Origin of the sequence: Vreelandella stevensii S18214 (assembly GCF_000275725.1) — a bacterium.
GTDB classification, from domain to species: domain Bacteria; phylum Pseudomonadota; class Gammaproteobacteria; order Pseudomonadales; family Halomonadaceae; genus Vreelandella; species Vreelandella stevensii.
Genome location: NZ_AJTS01000035.1, coordinates 86,218 through 112,821, shown reverse-complemented (window position 1 = coordinate 112,821; position 26,604 = coordinate 86,218). Strand labels below are relative to the sequence as shown.

Genomic DNA, 26,604 nt, shown 5'->3' with positions numbered 1-26,604 from the left:
AGCGTAAGGAAACACTGTTTTTTAACTGAGGTGAACCCCATGAAAACGTCCGTTCTTTCCCTTGCCTCTGCGGCACTGCTGGTAGGCGCCGGTACTTTTGCGGCATCAGCTCAGGCCCAACAATCTTTCCAATACCCACAAGGATACGTGGGTGGCGATGCCATGTTCTGGAGCCTGGACCCCGACCGCGGCTCCTCCCGCGACGATGTCGGCCTGCGCCTGCGCGGTGGTGCTCAGTTCAACGAGTTTTTCGCCCTGGAAGGCCACCTGGGCACAGGCGGCTCTGATGGCAACGTAGAGCTCGATTACCTGGTGGGCGCTTATGCCAAAGGTATCCTGCCCGTCTCGCCGGATGTCCGCCTCTACGGCTTGGCCGGTGTCACTGAGGTCGATTTCGACCGTGACCGTGAAAGCGGCTTCTCCTATGGCGCTGGCGCGGAAGTAGATATTGCCCATAACTTGTCACTGGGCGCCGACTACATGCGCTACCTGGACAAATCTGCCTATAACTTCGATGCCGCCAGCGTTGGCCTACGCTACCGTTTCTAAGGTCATCGTTTCTAAGGTCATCGTTTCTAAGGTCATCGCTTTCAGGTAACGACCTGACAAGATCGTTTCAAGGGAATACCGCCCCGCTGATCTGCCGATACAGGCAGACAGCGGGGCTTTTTGTTGGTGGATAGCCACTTTGCTGAGTATGGGCACAGTTTTTCAGAGTTTCGGCCAAATGCTGCACCTGCGTAGATGGTAAGGTCAAAAAAAGACAACAACGAAAATGGCCAGCGAACAACCTATAACGCTCCATTGCAGAGGAAACATCATGAATAAAATCAGTAAATTGGCTTTGGTCGTAGGCCTTAACGCAGGGTTGGTGATGACGGCCGGAGCGGCCGAGATGAACTGGCGCATGGCGACCCCATGGAGTGGTGGCCCTTGGCTCGAACGCGACGCCCAGATGTTTGCAGATCGCGTCAGTGAGCTTTCCAACGGCGAGATCGCCATCGAAGTGTATCCTGGCGGTACTCTGGGAAGCGCCTTGCGCGTCACCAATACGGTCAAGTCCGGCGTGGCTCAAATTAGCCATAACTACATCAACTATGACTACGGCACTGACCCCACGACGGCGCTGTTGGCCGGACACTCCAGTGGCCTGACGCCGGAAGAGTTCATGCTGTGGATGTATGAAGGGGGCGGGGTAGAGCTTTACGAAGAGTACCGCAGAGACGTCTTCGATGTCGTGGCCTTCCCCTGCGCCATCCTGGGAACCGAAATTTTCCTTCACTCGAACAAGCCTGTGCGTACCCTTGAGGATTTCCAGGGCCTACGCCTGAGAACCTCTGGCGCCTGGGCCGAGATCGCCTCCAGGCTGGGTGCTTCCACGGTGGTCATGGCCGGTAGCGATATCTACAGCTCCCTGGAGCGTGGCGTGATCGATGCTGCCGAGTGGGGTAGCCCGGAGATGAACCGGCCGACGGGTTTCCAGGAAGTTGCCCAGTACGTGGTCATTCCTGGCGTTCATCAGTCGGGAGGTTTCCTGGAGTGCCAGGTAAACAGCAATACCTGGGAAAGCTTGAGCGAGCAGCAGCAACAGATGCTGCGGCTGGCGGGCAAGATGTCCGTGTTCGAAACATGGTTGGCCAGCTCTTTTGCTGACCTGGATGCCTACCAGGAACTGGTCGATGGGCCGAATGAAATCATCGAGCTGGATCAATCGTTCATCGATGCCATCTATGCCGAAACAGAGCTTTGGGAAGATGAATACGCCGCCGAAAACGAATGGTTTGCCCGCGTTCTCGAATCCCAGCGCGACTTCAAGAATGACATGAACAACTGGTCCCAGTATCGCCTGCCAATTGGTGTGATGGGCCGCTGATCCCTTGGCACATGCATGAAACAAGGAGGCCTGACCAGGCCTCCCTTTTCGTTTGGCTGCCTATACGCTGAGAGTTGGTCATGAAACTGATTAAAGCAATCGAAGCGCTGACCCGCCTGTCGGGATGGTTGGGCGCATTACTGGTGTTTCCTCTTATCGGTGCCCTGATCGTGGAAGTGTTCAGCCGATATGTGGCGGGCAGGCCCACGCTCTGGGCATTCGAGGTTAGTTACATGGTCATGGGGGCCATGTTCATGCTGGGCATGGCCAATGCCCTGAGAATTGGCCAACACGTCAGTGTCGATATCATGGCGCTGAAGCTGAGCGCCAGGGCCAATGCGGCAATACGTGCGGTTGGCTACGTCATGTTTTTGCCCGTGCTGGTGTGGCTGGTGTGGGAGCTATCGAAATACGCGCTGGGTGCGTTTGAAAGCAACGAGCGCTCAGGCCGTTCGGCCTGGAACCCGGTGGTATGGCCAATCTTCACCGTCTGGTTCATTGGCTTTGCCATTCTCTCCCTGCAAGTGGTTGCCGAGTTTCTGAAATCCGTCTGCTTGATCCGTGGCAAGGCATCCGTGGAGGGCGGCAACCATGAGTAGTTATCTCGCGCTGCTAATGTTTCCGGCGCTGATGGCGCTGATTATCTCGGGCTTTCCCATCGCCTTTTCCATGATCCTGGTCGCCACCGGGTTCGGGATCATTCAGTTTGGTGATGTGGCGGCCTACCAGCTGTTGACCAAAATCGAAGATACCGCTTCGAACTCCATTCTGGCGGCGGTGCCTCTGTTCATCTTCATGGGCGCCATGTTGGAAAGGTCGGGAATCGCCGAGCGGCTGTTTGAAGCCATTCACATGTGGACCCGGCGGCTGCCCGGCGGGCTGGGCGTCGGTGCCATCATCATGGGCACCCTGTTTGCCGCATCGAGCGGTGTGGTTGGCGCCACGGAAGCCGTCATCGGCATGCTGGCCATTCCCGTCATGCTCAAGCATCACTACAGTAAAAGCCTCATATCGGGCACCATTTGTGCCAGTGGCTCTTTGGGAACGGCGATTCCGCCATCCATCACCGTAGTCGTGCTGGGCCCCGTGGCAGGCGTATCCGTAGGGTCGCTGTTCAGTGGCCTGTTGATTCCCGGCTTTTTGATGGCGGTGATGTTCCTGGTGTACATCGTCGGGGTGGCTTATCTGAAGCCTGACATGGCCCCCAGGGTGCAAGAGCAGGAGCCTGACGTGGCTTGGGGTGAAAAGATCAAGGTCACCCTGGTGGCGTTGGTGCCGACCATGCTGCTGATCTTCATCGTGCTGGGCACCATCCTGATGGGGCTGGCAACGCCCACGGAAGCCGCTGCGTGCGGGGCGCTGGGGTCCATCGTGCTGGCGGCGGCGTATCGCAACCTGACGCTGGAAGTGCTGTGGAACTCCGCGATCAAGACGGTCAATATCTCGGCCATGATTCTCCTGATCGTTCTGGGGGGAAGCATGTTCGCAGGCGTGTTCTTCGCTTCTGGGGGGATGGCGACCGTACAAGCCTTGCTGATGGACACGGGACTCAGCCCATGGATGATTTTGGGGCTGATTCTGCTCATCGCGTTCATCGCCGGTTTCGTTCTCGACCTGATTTCCGTGGTGCTCATCATCATTCCCGTGGCCATGCCGATCGTGCGGATGCTTGGGTTCGATGAAATATGGTTCTGCGTTGCGTTCCTGGTCGTGTTGCAGACCAGCTACCTTACGCCACCGCTGGCGCCTGCCATCTTTTACTTGAGAGCCATTACGCCGCCGGAGGTCACCCTCAGGCACATGTACATGGGGGTCGTTCCATTCATTCTGGCGCAACTGGTCGTGCTGGCGCTGGTGCTGAGCTTTCCGCAGCTGGCGCTATGGCTGCCGGATGTCATGGGTGGACCCTCCTGGCGTTGAGCACCTGCCGCTAACCAATCCCCCTGCCATTGACTGCCGCCGCAAGGCGGCAGTGTCGTTATGGGCCATTAGTATCTTGCCTTAATACTCTTATTGTTAGCCTGCTAATAAATTTGTTAGACTAAAGTATTCCTTCTGATGCTATCCCCGGGGCTACCCGAGGGCAGTGAGTGAGTACGCCAATGACTCCTGATCAACGTTTCAGCCGCTGGGTACGTATTGCGCTAGCGGCGTTTGCGGTGCTGTTCGTCTATTTTCTGGTGGCTGACAGCTTCATGCCGATGACCCCAGAGGCGCGGGTGATGCGGCCGGTGACCCAGATAGCCCCGGAGCTGGGCGCGCCCGTGCAGGCGGTACTGGTGAACGACCACCAGCGGGTAGCCGCAGGGGAGGTGCTGTTCCGGCTGGAGCCCGCGCCGTTCGAGCTGGCCCGGCAGCAGGCCTTGCTGAACCGCGAGCAGGCCGAGCAGGAGAATGCGCGGCTGCGGGCAGAGCTGGCGGCGGCCAGGGCATCGCTGGTGTCTGCACAGGCAACCCTGGAGGAGCGCAGCGGTGAGCGTCGCCGCGCCGAGGCGCTGCTGGGGCGGCAGGGCATCTCCCGCCAGCAGTACGACCAGCAGGTGGCCGCCGAACATACCGCCCAGGCGGCCGTGACCTCCGCCCGGGCGCAAATCGATAGCCTGGAGGTGCAGTTGGGGGAGGAGGGCGAGGCCAATCTTCGCCTGCGCCAGGCCAACAATGCGCTGGCCCGCGCCGAACTGGATCTGGAAAGAACCCAGGTACGCGCCCGCGAGGCGGGCGTGGTGGCCAACCTGCAGCTTCAGCCGGGAGATTATGTGCCAGCGGGGCAGCCGGTGATTGCGCTGGTGGCCGACCGAGCAGAGATCGTCGCGGACTTCCGTGAAAAGAGCCTGCGACATGTGAACGTGGGCGACGAGGCCCAGGTCGTGTTCGATGCCTTGCCAGGGCACATTGCCAAGGGGCACGTTACCGCCCTGGAGGCAGGCGTGCGCGAAGGGCAGCTGGCAGCCGACGGTCAGTTGACCAGCATTCCTACCTCCGACCGCTGGGTAAGAGACGCCCAGCGCATGCGCCTGCACATCGCGCTGGACGATCCCTTGAGCACCCACCTGGCCTCACTACCCCCCAGCGGGGCACGTGCCACCGTGCAGCTATGGCCGGGCCAGCATGCCCTGGCGGCGCCCTTCGCTTGGCTGCAGGCGCACCTGGTGAGCTGGCTGCACTATGTCTATTGATACGCCCACTGATATGCCTACGGATAGGTCTATGGGTCGGTTTGCCAGGCGGCTGACTCACCGATTCAAACAGCGTTTCCGTCATCCGCCCAAGGCGCGGCCCGCGAGCCGCCTGGACCAGAACGGCCTGCGCCAGTGCGTGCGAGTGGCGGGGGGAGGACTGCTGGGGTTCGTGGTCAGCCAGTTGATGGGCTGGAACTACGGGGTGTTTTTCACCGTGTTCCCGATGTTCCTGCTGGGCATGGTACCTGTATTGAATGCGGGCATCATCCGTCAGTTTCTGGCCAATGGCAGCCTCAACGCGCTGGAGGTCAGTGTGGTGGTGGGGCTGTTGAAGCACATGCCGGTGGTGATGACGCTGGTGGTGCTGGGGCTGTTTCTGCTGCGCTTCTCCTTGATGGCCAGAGGGCCGCTGTTTCTGTTCGGTGCCAACGGCGTCTTGACGCTGAGCATACTGCTGCACTTTGCCAGCTACCCCAGCGTAGACCTGGGCGATTTGCTGGCCAGCAACCTGATGGCCAGCGTGCTGGCGGTGTTCATCGCCATGTTGATGCATACCCTGTTCCCCGATACCGAGCCCCGCCAGCCGCCGCCCAGGGCGACCAAGCCGCTTGCCCAGGTGCGCCATGAAACCCTGCTGGGCGGGATCACAGCCACGCTGTCGTTCGTGGTGTTCCAGGTGTTCGACCTGCAAGGTTCATTGTCGGCGCAAATGGCCACTATCCTGATTCTGTTCACGCTGGGGTATCAGGGCGCTCGGGTATCGGCAGCCAAGCGCGCCGTGGGCACCTTGCTGGGATGCAACCTGGCGCTGGCCATGCAGCTCGTCCTCTATAACCAAAGCCACCATTTCCTGCTGGTGATACTGCTCTATTGGTTGGGGCTGATGCTGTTCGCCCGCGAGCACATTCTGGAAGGCGGCGGCTCTGGCATCGGGTTTGGCGGCTTGACCACGCTGGGCATTCTGTTCGGGCAGTCGCTGGGGCCACAGCAGGACCTGGTGTATAGCGCGCTGTACCGCTTCGCTTCCATGAGCGTGGCGTTGGTGGCAACGCTGGTAGTGATGGCGTGCGTGCAACGGGTGCTGAACCGCTTTGCGGCCACTCGGATTGCGTGAAGGCTGCTTGAACAGGAGCCAAGCCTTTGCAAAAAAGAAAATGGGCAACTTTGGCAATACCCGCTACGCTGATAACAGGCCGCACGGTCAGGTAGACCCGTAGCACAGCGGCCGATTCCCTACTAACGGATTAGAGGTGTTCGTCATGGCAGGTACTTCAGATAAAGCAAAAGGCACGGCCAACAAGGCAGCAGGCAAAGTGAAAGAAGCGGCTGGCAAGGCAACGGGTAGCACTGAAACCGAGGCCAAAGGCAAAGCGCAGCAGGCCAAGGGCGAACTGCAAAAAGGCAAGGGAGATGTGAAGGACAAGCTCGATAAATAAGCAGCGTTCGTATTCGTTGCCGGATCGCTAGCCTGCCCCATGGGGCCAAACCGTTCAGGTTATCGATCCGGCGGCCAATACCCTCTCAATAACAACACCGGAGCCCCAAGGCTCCGGTGTTGTTTTGTGCGAGCCGTCAAAGGGGCCAGCAGGCTTAGGCTTTGTACGAAAACTGCCTACGCTCGCCCATACGGCGTTAAAAATCGGCTCAAAGTACTCATTTACACCTTGTAAACTCCGTCTTTTCGCCGATTTTTGCCTTGTCTGGCCATCGCTCGCCGACCTTTCGTACAAAGCCTAGTGCCCGTGAGAGACGCCGGTGCCGCCCACCGCCACGATATTGAACGGCTTGCCTTCAAGGGCCATCTCATCGACCTTTTCGAAGGTTTCCGCACTGACGAAGTGCAGCGTTTCGGTAGCGGGGTCGGTGACCACGATATGCTCACCCGCCACGGCAATGCGTGGGCGCGGGTCGTTCCAGTGGCCATCCATGGAGTAGGGCTCGGTCAGGCGCAGCGACTGGGTCAGCTCGCCGTTCAGCACATCCAGTTGATGCAGCTGGCCATCTTCGGTGAACACATAGGCGTAGCGGGCGCGAATCGGGTCCACCGCAAAATGCACGCGACGGGTAGGCAGTTGCACCAGCTGGAAGCCTTCTTCACCCTCGGTGGGGTCGACCAGCAGCACCCGGTCTGGCCCGTAGTTACCCAGGAAGTACTGTAGCCCGGTGCCACCTAATAGCGTGGAAGCACTGCCTTCCGGCAGGGAACTCGGGTAGGGCAGATGGGTGATCTGGGGCGTGCCGTCTTCCGTGGCGATCAGAAGCAGGCCGGTGTGGCAGGCCAACGCATAGAGGCTGCCAGAGCCCGCCGAGCCGTGCAGCCCAGGGCAGGCCACTTCGTCGCCGACCAGGTGGCCATCGCTATCCAGCACCTTCGCACCGACCGGGCGCTGGGACGCATCTTCCGGGTTGACCACCGTCACCACCGCATGCTGGTGGAATGGCACGGCCACCCCGTGGTGCGCTGCCTCCACCGGCACTGTACGAATCTCGGGGGAGTCTGCCAACAGGCTGCTTTCGGTGAACAGGCGGGCTTCGTCTTCACCATCGAACCACTGGGCAATGTAGCCCTGGCGCTCGACGAAGTGGGCGGGGCGCTCTCCTTCCAGAACCGTGCTCAGCAGCGCCGGGTCGGCCACTTCGATATCGGCGTGGTCGCCGTGGTCATGGAAAGCGATGCCGGTATTGATCACCGACACCGTGTTTGCCGCCCCTTGCACGGCAAATACCGCCTCGCCGCTACGGGTGCGATGCAGCGCCGCCGGGCCTTCCAGCTCGAAGGTGTCCAGCAGCGACTTCTCCGTGGCGTCGATGACGTGGACCACGGCATCCTGCTGGTCGGCGACTACCAGCCGCCAGGCCGTGACGTTTTCATCGTCGCCATGGCTGTGGCTATGGCTATGGGAGTGGTCGTGGGCCTGCACGGCGGCACTGCCTACCGCGAAAGCGAGCGCGGTCAACGCTTTGCCTACAAACATCGGGGTCATCGTTTCTCTCTCCTTGAGCCCAGAAGGGGCGTGGTTAATCACCTGAGTGGCTACTGCAGCGCCGTCACCAGGGTGTCGACGTTATGGCGCATCATGTCGAGGTAGCTGGCCGCCGGGCCATCCTCCCGCGACAGCGCGTCCGAGTAGAGGGTGCCGCTGAGCGACAGGCCGGCCTCCTGAGCGATTTGCTCGACCAGCCGAGGGTTGGAAATATTCTCGGCAAATACCGCCACGGCGCTCTGCTGCTCGATGGCATCGATCAGCTGCGCCACATGGGCGGCCGTGGCTTCGGACTCGGTGGAGACCCCCTGCGGGGCCAGAAAGCGCACGCCGTAGGCCTCTTCGAAGTAGCGAAAGGCATGGTGTGCCACCACCACGGTACGCCGGGATTCGGGAATCGTGGCGATGCGCTCATGGATTTCCTGCTCCAGCGCTTCCAGGTCCTGTGCGTAGCGCTGCTGGTTGGTGCGGTAGGTGTCGCAGCCTTCCGGGTCCGCCTCGCAGAAGGCGTCGGCAATGCGCACTACGTACGCCCTGGCATTGGGCACCGACTGCCACGCGTGGGGGTCATAGGGCGCTTCATGGAATACCGCCCGGTCGCCATAAAAGTGGTAGTGCCCGCCCATGGGGTCTTCGAGATGCACCGCGTGCTCCGAGACGGTGACCACGCTGGCCTCGGTACCGCTGGCCTCGATCAGGCGGGTAAGAAAGCCCTCGAACATCAGGCCATTGATGAGCACCACGTCTGCCTGCGCCACCTGGCGAACGTCGGCGGGGGTGGGCTCGTAAACGTGGGCGTCGTCATTGGCGCCCACGATGCTGGTCAGCGCGATGCGTTCGCCGCCAACCTGGCGGGCCAGGTCTTCGATGATCGAGAACGAGGCCACCACGTTCAGTGCGGGCTCATCGGCCATGGCGTTCAGGCTGCCCAGCGCCAACATGCCCGCCGCCAGCAGAGAAGGTACGCGTTTCAACAGACCCACGGTGAGGCTCCTTGATTGAGTATATATGTTATAACATAACAATAAAGGGGCCGAACATCAAAGGGGCCGAACATCCAGTGGGTTTCTCCCCCCGCCCGCAGGCGGGGGGAGAGCGGTCACACCTCCTGGTATAGCTCGCTGCCTTCCCGGCGGAACTTCTCCGCCTGCTCCTGCATGCCGCGCTTCACCGCCTCAGCGTCGCTTTCAGCGGCGTTTTCCGGGGTGCGGTCGCGGTAGGTGTCGCGCACTTCCTGGCTGATCTTCATGGAGCAGAACTTCGGCCCGCACATGGAGCAGAAGTGGGCCACCTTGGCGGAATCCTTCGGCAGGGTTTCATCGTGGAATTCCCGGGCGGTGTCCGGGTCCAGGCCCAGGTTGAACTGGTCTTCCCAGCGGAACTCGAAGCGCGCCTTGGAGAGCGCATTATCGCGACGCTGCGCGGCTGGGTGGCCCTTGGCTAAGTCTGCCGCGTGGGCGGCAATTTTGTAGGTGATGATGCCGGTTTTCACGTCGTCCTTGTTGGGCAGGCCCAGGTGCTCTTTCGGCGTCACGTAGCAGAGCATGGCGCAGCCAAACCAGCCAATCATCGCCGCCCCAATGCCAGAGGTAATGTGGTCGTAGCCGGGGGCGATATCCGTCACCAGCGGGCCGAGGGTATAGAAGGGCGCTTCGTCGCAGTACTCCAGCTGCTTGTCCATGTTCTCTTTCACCAGGTGCATGGGCACGTGGCCGGGGCCTTCGATCATCACCTGCACATCGTGCTTCCAGGCAATGTGGGTGAGTTCGCCGAGGGTTTTCAGCTCCGCCATTTGCGCTTCGTCGTTGGCATCGGCAATGGAGCCGGGGCGCAGGCCGTCGCCCAGCGAGAACGCCACATCGTACTGCTTGCAGATCTCGCAGATCTCCTCGAAGTGGGTGTACAGGAAGCTCTCCTGATGGTGATACAGGCACCACTTCGCCATGATGGAGCCGCCACGGCTGACGATACCGGTGACGCGGTTGGCGGTGAGCGGCACGTAACGCAGCAGTACCCCGGCGTGGATAGTGAAGTAATCCACCCCCTGTTCCGCCTGCTCGATCAGCGTATCGCGGAAGATCTCCCAGGTGAGGTTTTCGGCAATGCCGTTGACCTTCTCCAGCGCCTGATAAATGGGCACCGTACCAATCGGCACCGGCGAGTTGCGGATGATCCACTCGCGGGTTTCATGGATGTTCTGGCCGGTGGAGAGATCCATGATGGTATCCGCACCCCAGCGGATGCCCCAGGTCATCTTGTCCACTTCCTCTTCGATGGAAGAGGTGACCGCCGAGTTGCCCAGGTTGCCGTTGATCTTCACCAGGAAGTTGCGGCCAATGATCATCGGCTCGCTTTCCGGGTGGTTGATGTTGTTGGGAATGATCGCCCGGCCACGGGCCACCTCATCGCGCACGAACTCCGGCGTGATCTCCTTGGGCAGGCTGGCGCCAAAGCTCTGGCCTGCATGCTGATGGCCCAGAATGCGCTCCACCTCCGCCGTACCCAACGCCTGGCGGCGCTGGTTTTCCCGCAGGGCGATAAACTCCATTTCCGGCGTGGTGATGCCCTGGCGGGCGTAGTGCAGCTGGGTCACGTTCTTGCCCGCTTTCGCGCGGCGCGGGGTGCGGGTCAAATCAAAGCGCAGCTGGGCAAGGGTGGGGTCGTTGGCGCGGCGGGTGCCGTATTCCGAAGTCGGGCCATCCAAAAACTCGGTGTCGTTGCGCTCTTCGATCCAGGCCCGGCGCAGCTCCGGCAAGCCCTGGCGTAAATCGATGCGGGCGTTGGGGTCGGTGTAGGGGCCGGAGGTGTCGTACACCAGCAGCGGCGGGTTCTGCTCATCCACGCCGCTGGTTCTGGTGGGCGAGAGGGTGATTTCCCGAAACGGCACGCGAATATCTGGCCGCGAGCCTTCCACGTACACCTTGCGCGAGCCGGGCAGCGGCGCCACGGCGGCGGCATCGACTTGGGCGGTTTCGGCTAAAAAGTGCGCGGTTCTGCTTTTGACGGTCTTGGTCATGACGGTTGCTCTGTGTTGTAGGAGGTTATTCAGAAAGGTCTAAGCCCATCTGCCAGAAGTCGATTTCCAGGCGGGTGGCATCGCGGAAGATCTTGCTCAGCTCAGCAAAACGGGCAGGGGTGACATCCGCCAGGCGGGTATCGAGCCACGCAAGCTCTGCCTGCATGGCGGCCTGGAACTCCTCGCCTTCGTACATGGCGATCCAGGCATCGAACGGGTTTTGCGCGCCGCGCAGCGTAGAGGGCTGCGCGTTCAGCCAGTTGGCGATTTCGCCGTAGCCCACCAGGCATGGGGCCAGCGCCACGTGCAAATCGAGCAGGTCGCCGCGGTTGCCGGTATCCAACACATAGCGGGTGTAGGCCAGCGTGGCGCGGGCTTCGGGGAGTTCGGCAAGCTCTTGTTCGCTGATGCCCCACTCCTGACAAAAGCCCACGTGCAGGCCCAGCTCCACATCCACAATGGCTTTCAGGCCCTCGTGGGCCTGGCGCAAATCCGCCAGGGTGGAGCTTTTGTAAGCGGCCAGCGCGTAGGCACGGGCGAAGTGGATCAAGAACAGGTAATCCTGCTTCAGGTAGTGGCGAAACGACGCAGCAGGCAGCGTGGCGGTGCCCAGCTGGCGCACGAAATCGTGCTCGATATAAGCGCGCCAATCTTGCTGGCAAGCGGTGGTGAGATCGGTAAAGCGGTAGCCCATATTTAATGCCTCCGGTGGTACAGCGAACCGGCGCACGGGCGAAAGGAGAGTGAGTTGGGGCAAGGTATCAGGTGAACACGGCGCACCCCAACCACCGCTTGATTCCTACGCCGGTACTAGCCGGATCAGGTTCAACGGGCCCCGCCGTGACGACTTGCTGTAGCAGCCAGCCGTATAGCGATCTCAGCCGGTTCCACCGGCACCCCGTCAAGCAGTATTCAGCGCAGTGTAGGAGGCGAGTGGGGGAGATGCAAGGGTAGGCTATTTTATTGGGCGCAAAGAGGTGGTCTGCCGTGAAAGCAATGAACGACAAGAAAAGACGATGGCATTGAGTGCTTGATTCTGTGTAGCCGCTGCCACGTGCCTTTCGATTGCCAGATACTCCAAAAATTGCCGTACTTCATGACCTGTTAGCGTGGCAGGGTGACGTAAATTATTGAACCGAATATAAAATCGAATCCAGTAACAATAGGTTTTTTCGGTGCGTAAGCTATAGCGCTTGACCCTCATGGTTGCCTTGACGCGTTCCATCAGTTTCATGGGAGAATGCCTCAATAATGCTGTACATAAAAACAGTATTATTGAGACGAGCAAAACGCGCAAGCCCGCGAATTTTGGCTACATCGCCAAAATTCTCTTTGCACGCTGTAGAATCAATGAGGTAGATTCAATTTGGTGGCTATGAAACCTCAGTCATTGTGATGTCACGTTCATTGAGGTTTCATGGCAGGGCGTATAATCACTGTTAGGCAAAATGGGTGACTAATGAGACAAATTAGGTATGTTCATCTCGATGAAATTGAGCCTGAAAAATTTCTCCCAATATTAAACAAGTTAAGTATTCGAAAGCATCTAGTTGCTCACGATGAGTTTGATTCTGTGTCAGTGAAGTATTGGATTAAGGATAAACTCAACGAAGACCGAATTGAAGGTTGTAAAGTAAGAGCTATAGAGTTAGATGAAAACTTAGTTGGTTGGTGTGGTATTCAGTCGTCGGAGTTGGGCTTTGAAGTTGCTATGGTTCTCGATGATAGTTGTTAGGGGCTTGGTAAGCAGGTATTTAAGTCACTTATGACTTGGTCTCGAAACTATGGTCACGAGATAGTATATATCCACTTACTGCATACGCGTCCAGAGTACGATTTCTTGCGTAGAAAGTCTCAAAGAGTGTTTTCAACAAAGATGTTGGGTAATAGATTTACAACTTACGAGTTGAGCGTTAGAAATTTTGCCTAACAAAGCGTTAAAGAGGGACAGCCAACGCGTGGCATTTTGACTGTGCGTTGATTTCGGTGGTTACGGTGTTATGCAAAAAGTTAGTAGTAGCGTTGGCTGCCCCTTAACGCGGCGTTAGCAATCCATAGGATTCACCGAGGTGATAATGGACTTTTTTGATAAGTCAGATATTCAAGGGTCTCTTAGACGAATTGAAGAGCTTTTAGACTGTGGGATATTCGATCCGGAAAACTCACCGCATGTACTTATGAGAGCGGCGTTCATTGAACTGCTGATTTCACTTAGGGATTTGATGTATAAGACAGAGAAATACTCTTCCCGCATAGCTTTTACAGACGATGTTCCCGTAGGAGGGCGGATAAATGATGTTAGTGATCTGATCAAGTACGTCAGAGACGCACTTTGTCACCCGGATTCGGATAATCACTACATCGAACAAGGTAATATGAAAGCCATATTCAATGTGGCTTTTGGTAGAGCAAAATTATTGAAAATAGGTGACTTCGAACAAGAGTCGCTATATGACGACGACATTTGCTTTTTCTTTGGGTCGAAAGGAATTTACCTCAGAAGGCATATAATCCGGGCGTTCGAAGAAGCGAAGGGTAAACTTGAGCCGATAGTAAATTGCTAACAAGCGCATGCAGCCGACAAGCGGCTGATGTGAGCGTTAGCTTGCAAGGCAGGTCTGCCGTATTTAATTCATACTTTTGGGATGCAGCAATATGAGTGGAAATAGATATCCAGTAAAAATATCTGACAAAAAAATAGAGGAAGAACTTGCAAAGGGCAATTTCAAAGAAGATGGAGTTTTGATTCGAGATTCCTCAAATGGGCAAATAGTAAAAATACTGAAGAAGAAAGAGGAAAGTATCAATAATATCCCTTCAACATTTATTCAGGTGAATCATAGCTATATATATCAAGCAGATTTGTCTCCAGTCCTTCAAGCAATTTCCCATGAAAGGACATTAAGTCTATACAACGATCTAGAGGAGCAATATAACCTCGTTTTAAATTATTTAGATTCATTTGACACCTACGGGACTGGAATCGAGAAGGTTCATCAAATCTGCCTTGAAATATCAGTTTCATTCGACAACAAGATAAGGAGAGAGATACAAGGGCTTGATGTCGATAAGCTAGAAGAAATTGATGCAGAACGATTCATAGGCTCACTGAATGCATATGTAAAAATTATATTTACTTATATTTTAAGTACTTATATCCTTCATAGGAAAAAATTTGCGAAAGATAAAGTTATTATTTCTAAGATTCTTGGTTTTGAGGATTCTGTTAGAGCCTTGTACGAGCAGCTTCTTGCTAAATCTAATCAGAAAGAAAACGCTGAAGGAGGCTTGACTACCTATTTTACTATGTGTAGGGTCCCGGATGATCAAATCGCCTATAAGAGTTATCCTCTGCTAGCCGCCAGGGAGCTTCTTCAGCAATTCATCCGGGAACAGGTTCATGAACATCAAGCTGCATAAACAAGCGACGACGACACCGAAGATCCGTGCCGAGATCCAGGCAGCGCCTTCCAGCATCACGGATAGCGAACTGGCCCGGCAGTATGGTGTCGCTACTGCGACCATCCGGCGATGGCGTTACCGCGACGATGTCCATGACCGACCGCATACCCGTCACAACCTCCTGGCCACGCTCACAGCTGAGCAGGAGGAGGTGCTGATCACGGCTCGTGAGTTCCTGCGCCTCGGCTTGGATGACCTCCTCGTTGTGGCGCGTGAGTTCCTGAGCCAAGGCTTGTCGCGCTCTGCCTTGCATCGCATGCTCAAGCGGCGTGAGGTGCCGACGTTGGCGGAACTGGCGCGGCAAGATGCCGGTGGCGACGAGAAGCCCCGGCACAAGCCCTTCAAGGACTATGAGCCGGGCTACGTGCATATCGACATTAAGCACCTGCCTCAAATGCCCGACGAGGAGCAGAAGCGCTACTTGTACGTTGCCATCGACCGTGCGACACGCTGGGTCTACCTGGAGGTCCGAGGCAGCCAGTCCGCGAAGGATGCTCGGGCGTTTATGAATCAGGTGGAGAAAAAGGTGCCCTTCAAGATTCAGACGGTGCTGACCGACAACGGCAAGTCGTTTACGGATCGCTTCACGCGGGCAGGTGAGCGCAAGCCCAGCGGGCGCCATCCCTTCGATCAGGAGTGCCTGGCCCACGGGATTGAGCACCGCCTGATCAAGCCGGGAAGGCCGCAAACGAATGGAATGGTGGAGCGCTTCAACGGCCGTATCAGCGACGTGCTAGCGACCCGGCGCTATACCTCAGGCGAAGACCTCGAGCAGACGCTTAAGCGATACTGCTGGCTGTACAATCACCACATACCGCAGAAAGCGCTGCATCATCAATCGCCGATCACGGCGATGAAGGAATGGCAGGCCAAGCGGCCTGAGTTATTTACCAAACGGGTGGTCAATCACACGGGACCCGACAACTATGGAAGATTCACTCTATAGTATGTACCTATTTGATGATTCATATGATATCAGAGGCTTGGAGCGCATAGTATCTCAGGATTCAAGATTTTCAACATCACTTCAAGTGGTTGATTTTTTCAAAAAACACTATAAAAGTTTTTTAGGGCCGAGGCGCAGTTATGACCGCAGTCACAATGAGTTCAAAATCTCCATTAAGACTAGAAGATTAGTGAGTGATGGAAATATAAATAAAATAGCAGTCGCACTAATGCATATCTTAGAGGATATAGATAAATTGAAGGAGTTAAGAGAGGAGGTGGTGAATTTAGAAGAGCTTTCTGATCAAGACGTGTTGGTTTATTTCAGTAGCTCTTCAGCTAACAATCAAAATCAGCCGGACGCGTGACCGCGCCGCTGTTTTGGGCGTTAGATTCAAGGAGAAGTATGGAATTAATAATTAAGTTTAATCAGTTCATGCAAAATGCTACCCCGTACATATTGTCGATATATGCATTGCTGATAATCCCTTTGGTTGCCCTAGCAATAAAAGAATATAGAAAAAGAAAGGTAGATGTATCAAGGTTTAAAAGTGCGATCCATAAAGTTTTAGAATCAGAATCAGAAAGCATTGCATACAAAACAGCACTAAGAATCGGGAAAGGGTTTTCATTGAAAGACTTTCAAGTTCATGCCGCCATGTCGGAAATTTACTCTGATTTAGCTGGGAGTGAAAAGTTAAAAAAAATCGAAACCATACTAGATGACATTGAAAAAATCGACCCTTACAAATCTCTACCTGACGACTTAAAGTCGGTATTATTGCAGGTTGAGAAACAGCTTGATTCAGTAAATAAAGAGTCATCGTCATTACTTATCCAGCCTATCAAAAGTCATTTGGCGAAGTACTCTGAATTAATTGATGAAAGAGATTCTCTTAAGAAAAAGAGTCGAAGGAACACTCAAATCACCGTTGTCAGTGCAATAGTTGGTTTGTTTGGTCTACTTGGCACAATGACATCTCCAAGTGTTTCAGATATAGAAGCTCTTTTAGAGAAAAACCTGCAAACGCAAATAGAACGTCCCGAAATTGAATCTAATAAGTCAAGTAACTCGGACGGCGCGAGCGCCGCCGGTTCTTGAAGCGTTAGGCATCAGAATTCAACCGTCTCGTTCGCCACCCGCAAAAAACAGGACCCTCCTCCATGTCTCCAAAGATATTTCTGAGCCACAACTACAACGACAAGCCCTTGGTCGAACCCGTCGCATTAAGGCTGTCTGACATCTTTGGCCAACAAGACGTTTTTTACGACTCGTGGTCCATTCGCCCTGGCGATGGGATCATTGACCAAATGAGCAGGGGGCTTGAAGCCCCAGAATTCGTCTTCTTCTTCGTATCCGCGACCAGCCTCGTAAGTGGCATGGTTAAGTTGGAGTGGCAAAACGCTCTTTACGCGGCGAGTAAGGGGAAGACCCGCCTCGTACCTATTCGAGTCGATGGCAGCGACATGCCCGCTGTTCTAAGGCAGACACTATTTATCGACATGCACACCATAGGTCTTGAGGCAGCGATAGCTCAGATTGTCAGCGTTGCCCAAGGAAGCGCTTCTTTTACGCCGCAACACCAAGGCTTCTCGAATCTAACCTATTCGCTAGCCACACCGAACGACAACACAATTGAAATTACAGTCCATGCCTCCCACATGATGGAGCCAAATCCGAATTTCGCCTTCCCTGTCATGAACGAGAAGGACGAGATTTCTTGGTGGATAAAAGGGCACCCTGGAATAAACAGCTTGTTCAGAGCGAACGCCTTTCAACTGAACGAAGGCGGGACAGCCAACGCTGTGATCATGAGGCCGATGTCCAGCTCACTTACTCCCACTCACCCGTTGACCTTTCAGTTTCACAGGCAAGGGACGAAACCAATAAACTTGATCGATGTCTTGCACGACAAAGGAAATGATCAGTGGGCCAAGGTTCCTCCTATGTCGCAGTAGTCGGAATTAAGTCCACAAGCGATGGCTAACCATTCGCTCCAGCGGACGGCTTCGCCGCCCGCTGAGCTCAAACGTTAGGCTGCCGATAAGCATCGGCGAAAAAACGAATACATAATGAAAGCGAAAATTTGTGCATAGAGTAGAAATCACCCAGAAAAATAAAGATTTATCTAACGTTAAGCTGAAGTGGGGGCGTCCGGCTTTCACTGCTGATGATGGCTTGGGGTCACTCGATAGTTTGCACCAAGCGAGTGATGCTATCGTATGCATAGCTGGTTATTTTGGCGACAAGCTTACTTCGATAGGTAGTGGAATAATGATCGGCCCAGGCATGGTGTTAACAGCATCTCATGTCTTTGATGAGTTTCCTAAAGCTGGGTCAGGCCCTGTCTTGCTTTCATTTTTGCCCGATAACAAAGCGCGTGCTTGGCTCCCAACGGGTATAGTCACTTGTTCAGGCCCCAGCAAATATCTCCCCGATGACCCAGAATGCAAGATAGTTTCTGACCTTACGATATTATCTTGTGATCTTCATTCAGATGCTCACCTAGCACACCCGCAGTCCCTAGTTCCGTTAGAATTGTGTCTCCCATTACCGGGCTCTAGATTATGGGCTGTTGGGTATCGTCATGGCGCTTTTGATGAAGATACAGCTTTGGTATCTCCACTCGTCACTTCTGGTTTGGTTACTAACGTATTCCCCCATGGAAGGGGGGAAAGAATGCCTTCTTCTTGTATTGAGATTGATATGGAGTCTTTGGGAGGAATGAGTGGAGGCCCTGTATTTAATGAAGACGGAAGAATAGTTGGCATTGTTTCATCGTCATTTGATGGAGGGCCAACTTACGTGACACTTGTCTGGGATGCTATGAGGTTCTCAGTCGAAGGCCTTCCACATGAAATATGGGGGGCGGAGCATTCAGGAATACTGGAAGGGATTGAGCTTGGACTAGTTCGGGTAAAGGGGAAGTTTAAGGCGGGCCAAGGTAGAGATATTACACTGACCCTTTCTGACGCGGAGATGGTTTACTTGGTTCAAAGAGAATGATTGCACTCAAGCCTAACAATACGCTGTTGCCGGACAATTTTTACACCGCTTCGCGGCTCCAAAATTGCCGCAAAGCTCTGCGTTAAATTTTTTGCCTACCCTCGCAGACTATGCTGTAATACATTGTAGTCACCCAGTATGAGGGGCATAGTGATGAGCGTCACCACGGTTCGCCTTCAGGCAGAAGTTGAACAGCGTTTGGAAGCAATCGCCAGCAGGCTGCACCGTAGCAAAAGCTGGGTGATCAACCAGGCATTGTCGGAATACATAGAAAAGCAGCAGCTTGAGCAAGAGCGTTGGAAACAAACGCTAGAGGCAATGGAGTCTGCTGCCCAAGGCAAGGTCGTTGATGCCAGCGAGGTTCACAGTTGGCTTAATAGCTGGGGAACCGAAAACGAGCAGGATGCGCCGAGGTCAGGTAAGTGAAGCTGGTTTACACGGATGAAGCCATTGATGATTTGAAACGCCTCAGGGAGTTCGTTGCAGTGCACAGCCCGCCGACGGCAGCCAGGGTTGCTACCGAACTGGTTGGCAAAATCGAATTACTTCCCGACTTCCCCAGAATGGGCACACCAGTTGAAATGGCACCGGTGCCTGACTCTGTTCGAGACATGGTGTTCGGAAAATACGTTGTTCGATATTCAGTTCATGCCAGTGCCATCATTATTCTCCGGGTGTGGCATGGCCTTGAGGGCGAACGATAGCAATTTAACCAAACGCGGCACTTGGACGCCCTTGTCTCCGCTTCGCTACGTCCTGGTCACGGGTGCACTTTGGGGTTAGCCCATCACATTGAGGGTTGTGTTCTCGTGATATTGCGCATCGCTGTTGGTTTCTTGATCCTGTTCTCGGCATCTGGCTCGGCGAGCGAGCCGCATGCCCCGGCGCAGCCCAGCGAATCGGATGTTCGTTTGGAAACCGCCACCGGCACCCTTTTTGGTTCTCTGCTCCTGCCGCCCTCTACCGGGCCACATCCGCTTGTGTTGCTGCATGCCGGTTCCGGTCCCACGGATCGCAATGGCAACAGTGCTATTTTACCGGAGGCAAACGACAGCCTGAAGCTGCTTGCCGAGGCGCTTGCTGTGCGGGGGATCGCCTCGGTCCGCTATGACAAGCGGGGAGTGGCGGCCAGTGCAGCTGCTGCACCCACGGAGAGTGATCTTCGCTTCGACACCTACATAGAGGATGCCGCCGCATGGGTTCGTCAGCTTCGAACTGATCCTCGCTTCGATACGATCACCCTGCTCGGGCACAGTGAGGGGGCACTGATCGGCATGCTTGCAGCAAAGCAAGCGCGTGCGGATGCCTTCATTTCGGTTGCTGCACCGGCACGTTCCGCGCCAGAGATTATCCGCGATCAGTTGCGCCCGCAGCTTTCGGATGAGCTGTGGCAGGACAGTGAGCGCATTCTCTCCGAGCTGGAGCAAGGTCGCACGACAGAGGGCGTGCCGTTAGCGCTGGCCTCGTTGTTCCGTTCGAGCGTGCAGCCGTACCTGATCTCTTGGTTTCGGTACGTGCCGACCGAGAAAATCCAGCATGCCCCCGGCCAGGTGCTGATCATCCATGGCACCACGGACGTACAGGTCAGTCCGAGCGAAGCGGAGGCGCTCAAGCAAGTGCGTCCAGATGCAGAACTGTTGCTCGTGGAGGGAATGAACCACGTGCTCAAGATGGTTTCGACCAATCCGGCGCAGCAAAGCGCTTCGTACTCAGACGCATCGCTGCCTGTAGCCCCACTGTTGGTGGAGCGCATCGTCGAATACACCGACCGTGTGCAGCGTCTACCTTAGAAGCCCAACCAGCCTTATCGCCATTCAGGCGCTCCTGCCCTGGGCCGCTGGGGGCTGATATGTTAGGCCTTAAGTGGCTTATCCTGACAGCATCTGTTTGAAAAGCTGGCTGGTGATCTTACGAGGGCCTATCCACATTGAGGGAAAGCTCAGCGTTAAATCAGTAGTGATACCGCAGTTGGGCAACAAGCAAAGCGTCGTCCGTGACCTTGTAAACGATGCGGTGCTCTTCGTTGATTCGCCGAGACCAGTAACCCGCGAGGCTATGTTTAAGGGGTTCTGGCTTGCCGACTCCTTCAAATGGCTCTCGCTTGATTTCTTTGATTAGCTTGTTGATTCGGTTGAGAATCTTTTTGTCAGTTTTCTGCCAGTACAAATAGTCTTCCCAGGCGTTCTCGGAAAAGATGAGCTTCATTCAAGAAGCTCCTTTTCCTGACCGTCCCCTTGCTCCAACTCGGCAACGGATTCCAGTAAACGGCGGGCGTTTTTGGGCGCGCGCAGGAGGTAGGCTGTCTCTTGCAGTGCTTCATAGTCTTCGAGAGAGATCATGACCACGGATTGCGCCTTATTGCGGGTGATGATCACAGGGGAATGGTCTTCACAGACCCGCTCCATGGTTTTTGCTAGGTTGGTTCTAGCGGCGGTGTAGCTGATGGCATCCATAAAGGGTACTCCTGTACGCGATCTTGTTAATGTACAGAATAGCGTACAGGGTTGGGGTTGCCAATTGGCTTCGCCGCGTTCGGTTTTCTCCGCTTTATAACAGCGGTTGAGCCGGTGATGCCCACGAATCGTATCCCACGCTAAGCCGTTGATAGGCGATTGCTCACACCATCATTAAGCCCTGCTTGCGTGTTGGCGGCGGATAGGCGGCATCAATCTGTGCCAAGTCCTCATCATCGAGCCTGACCTTATCCGCATCAGCGTTCTGTTTGAGGTGGTCCAAATTCACAGCTTTAGGAATCGCGATCACGCCGGGGTGGCGCAGTGCCCAGGCAAGCGCGATTTGCGCGGGGGTGGCGCTGTGTTTGTCAGCGATGCGTTGCAGGGTCGCGTCACGCAGGAGCGCGCCGCCTTGCCCGATGGGGCAGTATGCCATAAGCGGCATGTTTTGCTGGGCTTGCCAGGGCAGCAGGTCGTACTCGATGCCCCGTGCTTCGGGATTGTAGAGGACTTGGTTAGTGGCGCACGCAGGCGCGTTTAGCTCTTCCAGGTTGTCAACGTCGAAGTTCGATACGCCCCAACGCAGGATCTTGCCCTGCTCGCGTAGCCGCTCAAACGCTTCCACGGTGTCGCTCAGCGGGTATTGGCCGCGCCAGTGCAGCAGGTAGAGATCAATCGTATCGGTGCCCAATCGGCGCAGGCTGAGTTCGCAGGCGGCTTGAACACCTTGGGTGCTGGCATTGTGGGGGTAAACCTTGCTGACCAGATACGCCTGCTCGCGCCGCCCCCGAATGGCTTCACCCACGATTTCTTCAGCGCCGCCCTCGGCATACATCTCGGCGGTATCGATCAGCGTCATCCCCAAATCCAGGCCTTCACGCAGCGCCCAGACCTCAGCCTGCCGCTGCCTGGTATCCTCGCCCATGTGCCAGGTGCCCTGACCAATACGGGGTACGCTGGTGCCGCCTAGCTCAATCATCTGCATATCTTGCTCTCCTGGTGGCATTTCTGTTGCGATGTGGTTCTGACTGCCCGAGGCCATCGCCGTTCATGCACCCAGCGTAGACGATCCGTGCCTCGAAAATTTTCTATTTTGTCTCTTCAAGGATACGTTGCTATAGTCTATTGAAGTAACAGGCGTTAGAGATACCATGCCGGAAATTGATGCGTTGCTAGGCCTTTCTTTTTGCTTGTATTTTTTTGATAACAAGCAACATAAGCTACCCCACCTTCATGTGAAGTATGGTAGCTACGAACTGATCATTGCGATTGAAACGGGTGAGTGCCTGGAGGGCTATCTACCTAACACGCAGCGTAAGAGAGCGGAGAGCCATATTTTCGATCACCGTGAACAGTTGATGGTGATGTGGCACAAAGCAGTGAATGGCGAAAACCCGGGTAAGCTAGGTGACGTATGCTAAAAATCGTGGATGTTGATGTCATTTCAGGTCATGCCTTGGCGCTAACGTTCAGCGATGGCTACTTCGGCCGCGCTGATCTGACAGCTTACTTCAGTAAGCCTCCCTTTTCTGAGATCAAGGATTTCAAGCGTTTTTCCTTAACACCAGAAGGATCCCTCAATTGGAGCGGCAACGAGCTTTCTGCGGCAACACTGCGTGCTATTACCAAAGGTGAGCAAAAATCCGCAGACGTTTTTGTTAACGTTCAAGAAATGGAAGCCGTCATTAAGCAGGCTTCCTGGGAGTCGATGAAAGAGGGACGCGCCGATATTTTGCAAGCCGCCATTCGCTCTTATGTGGAACAATTTGGTCATAGTCAAGTGATTGCGAAAGCAGGTATCAAAAGTCGCACCAGTGCTTATCGTTCCTTAAAACCTGAAACCAGGCCCAATTTTGATACGCTGGTTCAACTGGGGCACGCAGTGATTGAGCTCGCGCAAGAGCGTGCTGTCAGTATCAACGAGTCTTCCATTTAAGCTGTATTCTGCGTTTACGCATTGAAGGTATTCGCACCCAGCGATTGAGCCAAAGGAACCCTCATGGCCGAATACACCGCTTCCATTCACTGGGCCCGTGGGGCCGATGAAGCCTTTATAGATCAGCGCTATAGCCGTGGGCACGAGTGGGTGTTCGATGGGGGCGTCCGCGTGGCGGCGTCGTCATCGCCCCATGTGGTGCCGTTGCCCTACTCGGTGGAGGCCAACGTCGACCCGGAAGAGGCGTTCGTGGCTTCGCTTTCCAGCTGCCACATGTTGTTCTTCCTGGCCCTTGCCGCTCAGCAGGGCTTGGTGGTGGAAAGCTACGTGGACCACGCCGTGGGGGTAATGGAGAAGGGCAGCGACGGGAAAATTGCCATGACCAGGGTGACACTGCGGCCCAAAGCGCTGTTTGCAGGAGAAACACCTTCAGTCGAGACGCTCGAACAGCTTCATCACGCCGCCCATGAAAAGTGCTTTATCGCCAACTCCGTCAAGACCGAGGTTATAACTGAGATTCAGGAGTAGGTGGTGCTTACCGCTCCCGAGTGTAAGAAACGTCCAAAAAGGATTTTAAAGTGACCGTAAGAGCAGCAGAAAGAAGCGATATTGCCGCCATGGCCGAGGTGTATCAGGCCTGTTTCCCCCGCGAGAAGAACCATGCCCAGTGGATCGAGGCATCGTTTAACGCCTACCCGCGGGGCGTGTACTACGTGGTAGAAGTAGCGGGCGTGGTGCGTGGCTATATTCTGTGGTGCGTAAAGAACGGCTTTCGGGAAAAAAGCATCATCGAGCTGGAGCAGATCGGCATTCATCCCGACGCGGCGGGCCAGGGGCTGGGTAAGCGGCTCATCGTGGAGTCATTGGCACCGTTCAAGACCCACGTGCGAGGCCTGGGCTGCGGTGTCGGGGCGGTGATGGTGACCACCTCGGAAGGCAACTTCGCGGAAAAACTGTATCAATCGACCCTGGGGGTTTCCCGCGCGGCGGTGGTCAGCGGTTATGGTGCCGGGGATGAGGTGATTCTGTATAACCCCAGCATGGCGTAGCCAGCGATGGCGTGCGGAGAATTTTCAAGGAGCAGAACATGAAGGGCGAGTGCCTGTGTGGGGAAGTGGCGTTCACGATCGAGGGTGAGCTGCCTCACCTGTACCAGTGCCACTGTTCGTTATGTCGCAAGGCCACCGGCGCGGCGGCCAATGCGGCCACCTTCGTGCCGGGGGAGCAGTTTCAGTGGCGCTCGGGGCAGGGGAATGTCCGCTCGTATCAGCGGGAAAGCGGCTATCGCAGCGACTTTTGTGCCACCTGCGGTAGTCCGGTGCCGAATCAACTGCGCGGCAGCGACTGGATGTGGGTGCCTGCCGGGCTGTTGGAAGGCGAGACCGATGCCAGGGTGGCAGTGCATTTGCATGTGGCCTCGGCGGCTACCTGGGAGCAAGAAACCAACCACTGCCAGCGTATCCAGGCCTCGCCCGAGAGCCTTCAGGCACTTCACGCTCTGCTTCAGTAGGCATGTCATGCACGCTCACTCACATCACTATCGTATTCGTGCCTTTCAGGCGGACGACATGGAGGCCGTGCTGGCTATTTGGCTGGCGGCGTCTATCCAGGCGCATGATTTTATCGAGCCTGACTTTTGGCACGCCCAGCGCGATGCCATGCGGGAGCGATACCTTCCCGCCTCAGAAACCTACGTAGCCGAAACCTCAGGCCAGGTGGTGGGCTTCTATAGCCTTTACGAGAACACCCTGGCCGCGATTTTCGTGCAGCCAGAGGGGCAAGGCCGTGGCCTGGGTAGTGCGCTACTGGAAGATGCCAAACGCCGTCGAGCATGGCTGGAACTGACCGTCTATGCCCAGAATACGCCCAGCATTCGTTTTTACGAAGCGCGCGGCTTTGTGCGCATGGGCGAACAGCAGGATGAACACACGGGAGCGCCGGAGCTGCTGATGCGTTTTAGCCCCTCGTAAGAATAGCGCTACACTCATGTTGTCTATTTTCCCTTACTGCCCAGGAAGGTTACCCATGAATCACCGCCAACCACGCTGGATGCGTGCCACGCTATCGGCGTGCGTGCTGTTCGCTTCGTCTGTTGCAATGGCACAAGACGACCCTATCAGCGCTGAGCTGGCGCGTATCGAACAGGCGCTGGACGCGCGCATTGGCTTTGCGGCGCATGATCTGGCCACGGGCCAGCGCTGGGAGGTGAACGCGGATGAGCGCTTTGCCATGTCCAGCACGTTCAAAACGCTGGCGTGTGGCGCGCTGCTGGAGCAGGTGGATGAAGGGCGGCTAGCGCTGGATACCGAGGTCAGTTTCGATGAATCGGCGCTGGTGACTTACTCGCCGGTGACCGAGCAGTATGCGGGGCACCAGCCAATGACGCTGTTCGAGCTGTGCGATGCCACCATGACCACCAGCGACAACACGGCGGCCAACCTGATACTGGAAGCCCTGGGCGGGCCGGAAGCCATCACGGCTTTTGCGCGCCGCCTGGACGATTCCGTTACGCGGCTCGACCGTTTCGAGACCGAGCTGAACGAAGCCACGCCCGGGGATGAGCGCGACACCACCACGCCTAATGCCATGTTGGCCACGCTGGAAACGCTGGTGCTGGGCGATGTGCTCACCCCGGAATCTCGGCAGCAGTTACAAGACTGGATGAAGGGCAACGCCGTGGCCGATGGGCTGTTTCGTGCCGCCATGCCTTTCGATTGGGTGATCGCCGATAGAACCGGCGCAGGTGGCTATGGCTCTCGTTCCATCACGGCCATCATCTGGCCTCCTGAGCAGGCGCCCACCGTGGCTGTGTTCTACCTCACCGAAACAGACGCATCGTTCGAGGCACGCAACGAAGCCATTGCGTCGTTGGGGAAGGTGGTGCAAGCGTATCTGGATGAGCGCTAAACATCGCTCCTGATTACCCGCAGGGTGGCTCATGGGCTACCCTGCGGGTGATGTACATGAGGCTACGCAGGTTACAGTGCCTGTAGCATACCGGTAACGCCACCGCCGGTATGCTCTATCAGTACCATCACCCCAATCCCGATCAATACTACCCCGCCTATCAGTTCTGCCCAGTGGCCTACGTAGCGCCCCAGTTTGTGGCCAAGCAAGGTGCCCATCGAGGCCATGACGGTGGTCGCCAGGCCGATGGCCAGGCTGGTGGTAATGATATCCACGTCGATAAACGCCAGGCTGGCGCCGACGGCCATGGCATCCAGGCTGGTGGCAATGGCGGTCAGTACCAGCAGCCATAGCGTTTGCTTGCGGTGGGCTACCTGCTCTTCTTTTTTGAGCCCTTCGTACATCATGTGCAGGCCAATGGCGGTCAGCAGTACAAACGCGACCCAGTGGTCCCAGGCTTCCACATACTGTTGAGAAGCCTTGCCTGCTACCCAGCCCAGCACTGGGGTGATCGCTTCGATGGTGCCGAATATCAGGCCAATGCCCAAGGCATGTCGCCAGCGTGGTTTGGTCAGTTCGGCCCCTTTGCTGAGTGATGCAGCAAAGGCATCCGCCGACATGGAAACCGCTAAAAAGAGCAGGGCTACAGGTGTCATCGCAAACGGCTCACGTTATCTGAAGAACCAGTGAATACCTATACCCGAGTATGTGGGTCGGGTATTTGAATGGACGGAATCCTATCAGGTTTTAGAGTGATAACAAGCGCGTTATTAAAAAAATAAAGTTTGCGTTAAGTAATAAATATAGCCTTGGCTAAGAATATGAATGTCAGCTTATTTTGT

Annotated in this window: 34 protein-coding genes and 1 riboswitch; of the genes, 25 read left to right on the top strand and 9 right to left on the bottom strand. The window is 55.8% G+C overall.

Annotated elements, in window-relative coordinates:
* Positions 1-39: 39 nt before the first annotated feature.
* The 7 genes from HSS18214_RS0107450 to HSS18214_RS18665 all read left to right on the top strand — a co-directional run bounded on the left by HSS18214_RS0107450 (position 40) and on the right by HSS18214_RS18665 (position 6,488).
* Entirely contained in the window at positions 40-549 is a 510-nt protein-coding gene (locus HSS18214_RS0107450; protein WP_026001797.1) for a porin family protein, read from the top strand.
* A gap of 271 nt (positions 550-820) precedes the next feature.
* Positions 821-1,873: a TRAP transporter substrate-binding protein DctP gene (dctP, locus tag HSS18214_RS0107445; RefSeq protein WP_016914663.1), complete on the top strand. Its 1,053-nt coding sequence runs from the start codon at positions 821-823 to the stop codon at positions 1,871-1,873.
* Positions 1,874-1,953: 80 nt separating this feature from the next.
* Positions 1,954-2,472 (top strand): TRAP transporter small permease subunit, encoded by a 519-nt coding sequence (locus HSS18214_RS0107440; protein ID WP_016914662.1) that lies wholly within the window; start codon positions 1,954-1,956, stop codon positions 2,470-2,472.
* Positions 2,465-3,793, top strand: coding sequence for a TRAP transporter large permease (locus HSS18214_RS0107435; RefSeq protein WP_026001796.1), 1,329 nt, complete (start codon positions 2,465-2,467; stop codon positions 3,791-3,793). The genes HSS18214_RS0107440 and HSS18214_RS0107435 overlap by 8 nt, the downstream gene beginning before the upstream one ends.
* 182 nt (positions 3,794-3,975) lie before the next feature.
* Positions 3,976-5,049, top strand: a complete 1,074-nt coding sequence (locus HSS18214_RS0107430; protein WP_016914660.1) for an HlyD family secretion protein — start codon at positions 3,976-3,978, stop codon at positions 5,047-5,049.
* Between the two features lie 31 nt (positions 5,050-5,080).
* The gene (locus HSS18214_RS0107425; RefSeq protein ID WP_016914659.1) at positions 5,081-6,166 is read left to right on the top strand and encodes a DUF2955 domain-containing protein; all 1,086 of its coding nucleotides are present in this window, start codon (positions 5,081-5,083) and stop codon (positions 6,164-6,166) included.
* Between the two features lie 145 nt (positions 6,167-6,311).
* Positions 6,312-6,488: a CsbD family protein gene (locus HSS18214_RS18665; protein WP_016914658.1), complete on the top strand. Its 177-nt coding sequence runs from the start codon at positions 6,312-6,314 to the stop codon at positions 6,486-6,488.
* 297 nt (positions 6,489-6,785) lie between these two features.
* On the opposite strand, the gene aztD is transcribed toward HSS18214_RS18665, so the two are convergent.
* The 5 genes from aztD to HSS18214_RS18660 all read right to left on the bottom strand — a co-directional run bounded on the left by aztD (position 6,786) and on the right by HSS18214_RS18660 (position 12,286).
* Positions 6,786-8,036, bottom strand: coding sequence for a zinc metallochaperone AztD (gene aztD / locus HSS18214_RS0107415; protein WP_016914657.1), 1,251 nt, complete (start codon positions 8,034-8,036; stop codon positions 6,786-6,788).
* A gap of 50 nt (positions 8,037-8,086) precedes the next feature.
* Positions 8,087-9,019, bottom strand: a complete 933-nt coding sequence (aztC, locus tag HSS18214_RS0107410; protein WP_016914656.1) for a zinc ABC transporter substrate-binding protein AztC — start codon at positions 9,017-9,019, stop codon at positions 8,087-8,089.
* A 116-nt stretch (positions 9,020-9,135) separates the two neighbouring features.
* Positions 9,136-11,052 (bottom strand): phosphomethylpyrimidine synthase ThiC, encoded by a 1,917-nt coding sequence (gene thiC, locus HSS18214_RS0107405; protein ID WP_016914655.1) that lies wholly within the window; start codon positions 11,050-11,052, stop codon positions 9,136-9,138.
* 25 nt (positions 11,053-11,077) lie between these two features.
* Entirely contained in the window at positions 11,078-11,746 is a 669-nt protein-coding gene (gene tenA / locus HSS18214_RS0107400) for a thiaminase II (protein WP_016914654.1), read from the bottom strand.
* Between the two features lie 85 nt (positions 11,747-11,831).
* Positions 11,832-11,963, bottom strand: a riboswitch (TPP riboswitch).
* Between the two features lie 44 nt (positions 11,964-12,007).
* Positions 12,008-12,286 (bottom strand): site-specific integrase, encoded by a 279-nt coding sequence (locus HSS18214_RS18660; protein ID WP_083844173.1) that lies wholly within the window; start codon positions 12,284-12,286, stop codon positions 12,008-12,010.
* A gap of 225 nt (positions 12,287-12,511) precedes the next feature.
* Here HSS18214_RS18660 and HSS18214_RS19045 point away from each other — a divergent pair, with 225 nt between their 5' ends.
* The 11 genes from HSS18214_RS19045 (at position 12,512) to HSS18214_RS0107350 (ending at position 20,256) form a co-directional block, all read left to right on the top strand.
* Positions 12,512-12,787 (top strand): hypothetical protein, encoded by a 276-nt coding sequence (locus HSS18214_RS19045; protein WP_156808491.1) that lies wholly within the window; start codon positions 12,512-12,514, stop codon positions 12,785-12,787.
* 340 nt (positions 12,788-13,127) lie between these two features.
* On the top strand, positions 13,128-13,616 hold the full coding sequence (locus tag HSS18214_RS0107395) for a hypothetical protein (protein ID WP_040460894.1): 489 nt from the start codon (positions 13,128-13,130) through the stop codon (positions 13,614-13,616).
* 91 nt (positions 13,617-13,707) lie between these two features.
* Positions 13,708-14,472 (top strand): hypothetical protein, encoded by a 765-nt coding sequence (locus HSS18214_RS0107390; protein ID WP_016914652.1) that lies wholly within the window; start codon positions 13,708-13,710, stop codon positions 14,470-14,472.
* Positions 14,453-15,460, top strand: coding sequence for an IS481 family transposase (locus HSS18214_RS0107385; RefSeq protein WP_016914651.1), 1,008 nt, complete (start codon positions 14,453-14,455; stop codon positions 15,458-15,460). Before HSS18214_RS0107390 ends, HSS18214_RS0107385 begins: the two co-directional genes overlap by 20 nt.
* A complete protein-coding gene (locus HSS18214_RS17955) occupies positions 15,441-15,827 on the top strand; it encodes a hypothetical protein (protein ID WP_156808490.1) in 387 nt (128 codons plus the stop codon). The genes HSS18214_RS0107385 and HSS18214_RS17955 overlap by 20 nt, the downstream gene beginning before the upstream one ends.
* Before the next feature lie 38 nt (positions 15,828-15,865).
* Positions 15,866-16,561 carry a hypothetical protein gene (locus HSS18214_RS0107375; RefSeq protein WP_016914649.1) on the top strand — a complete coding sequence of 232 codons (696 nt, stop codon included), beginning with the start codon at positions 15,866-15,868 and terminating at the stop codon, positions 16,559-16,561.
* Between the two features lie 62 nt (positions 16,562-16,623).
* On the top strand, positions 16,624-17,418 hold the full coding sequence (locus HSS18214_RS0107370) for a toll/interleukin-1 receptor domain-containing protein (protein ID WP_016914648.1): 795 nt from the start codon (positions 16,624-16,626) through the stop codon (positions 17,416-17,418).
* A gap of 130 nt (positions 17,419-17,548) precedes the next feature.
* On the top strand, positions 17,549-18,466 hold the full coding sequence (locus HSS18214_RS18655; RefSeq protein ID WP_083844172.1) for a S1 family peptidase: 918 nt from the start codon (positions 17,549-17,551) through the stop codon (positions 18,464-18,466).
* A gap of 153 nt (positions 18,467-18,619) precedes the next feature.
* Entirely contained in the window at positions 18,620-18,892 is a 273-nt protein-coding gene (locus HSS18214_RS0107360) for a CopG family ribbon-helix-helix protein (RefSeq protein ID WP_016914646.1), read from the top strand.
* Positions 18,889-19,170, top strand: coding sequence for a type II toxin-antitoxin system RelE/ParE family toxin (locus HSS18214_RS0107355; RefSeq protein ID WP_016914645.1), 282 nt, complete (start codon positions 18,889-18,891; stop codon positions 19,168-19,170). Before HSS18214_RS0107360 ends, HSS18214_RS0107355 begins: the two co-directional genes overlap by 4 nt.
* 105 nt (positions 19,171-19,275) lie before the next feature.
* On the top strand, positions 19,276-20,256 hold the full coding sequence (locus HSS18214_RS0107350; RefSeq protein ID WP_016914644.1) for an alpha/beta hydrolase: 981 nt from the start codon (positions 19,276-19,278) through the stop codon (positions 20,254-20,256).
* A 160-nt stretch (positions 20,257-20,416) separates the two neighbouring features.
* On the opposite strand, the gene HSS18214_RS0107345 is transcribed toward HSS18214_RS0107350, so the two are convergent.
* The 3 genes from HSS18214_RS0107345 to HSS18214_RS0107335 all read right to left on the bottom strand — a co-directional run bounded on the left by HSS18214_RS0107345 (position 20,417) and on the right by HSS18214_RS0107335 (position 21,904).
* On the bottom strand, positions 20,417-20,671 hold the full coding sequence (locus tag HSS18214_RS0107345) for a Txe/YoeB family addiction module toxin (protein WP_016914643.1): 255 nt from the start codon (positions 20,669-20,671) through the stop codon (positions 20,417-20,419).
* The gene (locus HSS18214_RS0107340) at positions 20,668-20,919 is read right to left on the bottom strand and encodes a type II toxin-antitoxin system Phd/YefM family antitoxin (RefSeq protein WP_016914642.1); all 252 of its coding nucleotides are present in this window, start codon (positions 20,917-20,919) and stop codon (positions 20,668-20,670) included. The genes HSS18214_RS0107345 and HSS18214_RS0107340 overlap by 4 nt, the downstream gene beginning before the upstream one ends.
* A gap of 163 nt (positions 20,920-21,082) precedes the next feature.
* Positions 21,083-21,904, bottom strand: coding sequence for an aldo/keto reductase (locus HSS18214_RS0107335; RefSeq protein ID WP_016914641.1), 822 nt, complete (start codon positions 21,902-21,904; stop codon positions 21,083-21,085).
* Positions 21,905-22,070: 166 nt separating this feature from the next.
* Between HSS18214_RS0107335 and dhiT the strand changes: the two genes are divergently transcribed.
* The 7 genes from dhiT (at position 22,071) to bla (ending at position 25,762) form a co-directional block, all read left to right on the top strand.
* Entirely contained in the window at positions 22,071-22,340 is a 270-nt protein-coding gene (gene dhiT, locus HSS18214_RS0107330; protein ID WP_016914640.1) for a type II toxin-antitoxin system toxin DhiT, read from the top strand.
* Positions 22,334-22,855 carry a type II toxin-antitoxin system antitoxin DhiA gene (dhiA, locus tag HSS18214_RS0107325; RefSeq protein WP_016914639.1) on the top strand — a complete coding sequence of 174 codons (522 nt, stop codon included), beginning with the start codon at positions 22,334-22,336 and terminating at the stop codon, positions 22,853-22,855. Before dhiT ends, dhiA begins: the two co-directional genes overlap by 7 nt.
* 63 nt (positions 22,856-22,918) lie before the next feature.
* On the top strand, positions 22,919-23,383 hold the full coding sequence (locus HSS18214_RS0107320; protein ID WP_016914638.1) for an OsmC family protein: 465 nt from the start codon (positions 22,919-22,921) through the stop codon (positions 23,381-23,383).
* Between the two features lie 50 nt (positions 23,384-23,433).
* On the top strand, positions 23,434-23,904 hold the full coding sequence (locus tag HSS18214_RS0107315; RefSeq protein ID WP_016914637.1) for a GNAT family N-acetyltransferase: 471 nt from the start codon (positions 23,434-23,436) through the stop codon (positions 23,902-23,904).
* 38 nt (positions 23,905-23,942) lie between these two features.
* The gene (locus HSS18214_RS0107310) at positions 23,943-24,365 is read left to right on the top strand and encodes a GFA family protein (protein ID WP_016914636.1); all 423 of its coding nucleotides are present in this window, start codon (positions 23,943-23,945) and stop codon (positions 24,363-24,365) included.
* A gap of 7 nt (positions 24,366-24,372) precedes the next feature.
* Entirely contained in the window at positions 24,373-24,825 is a 453-nt protein-coding gene (locus HSS18214_RS0107305) for an N-acetyltransferase (protein ID WP_016914635.1), read from the top strand.
* 16 nt (positions 24,826-24,841) lie between these two features.
* Positions 24,842-25,762: a class A beta-lactamase gene (gene bla, locus HSS18214_RS0107300; RefSeq protein ID WP_371827789.1), complete on the top strand. Its 921-nt coding sequence runs from the start codon at positions 24,842-24,844 to the stop codon at positions 25,760-25,762.
* Positions 25,763-25,833: 71 nt separating this feature from the next.
* Here the strand turns inward: bla and HSS18214_RS0107295 are convergent, their stop codons facing one another.
* Positions 25,834-26,418 (bottom strand): manganese efflux pump MntP, encoded by a 585-nt coding sequence (locus HSS18214_RS0107295; protein WP_016914633.1) that lies wholly within the window; start codon positions 26,416-26,418, stop codon positions 25,834-25,836.
* Positions 26,419-26,604: the final 186 nt, after the last annotated feature.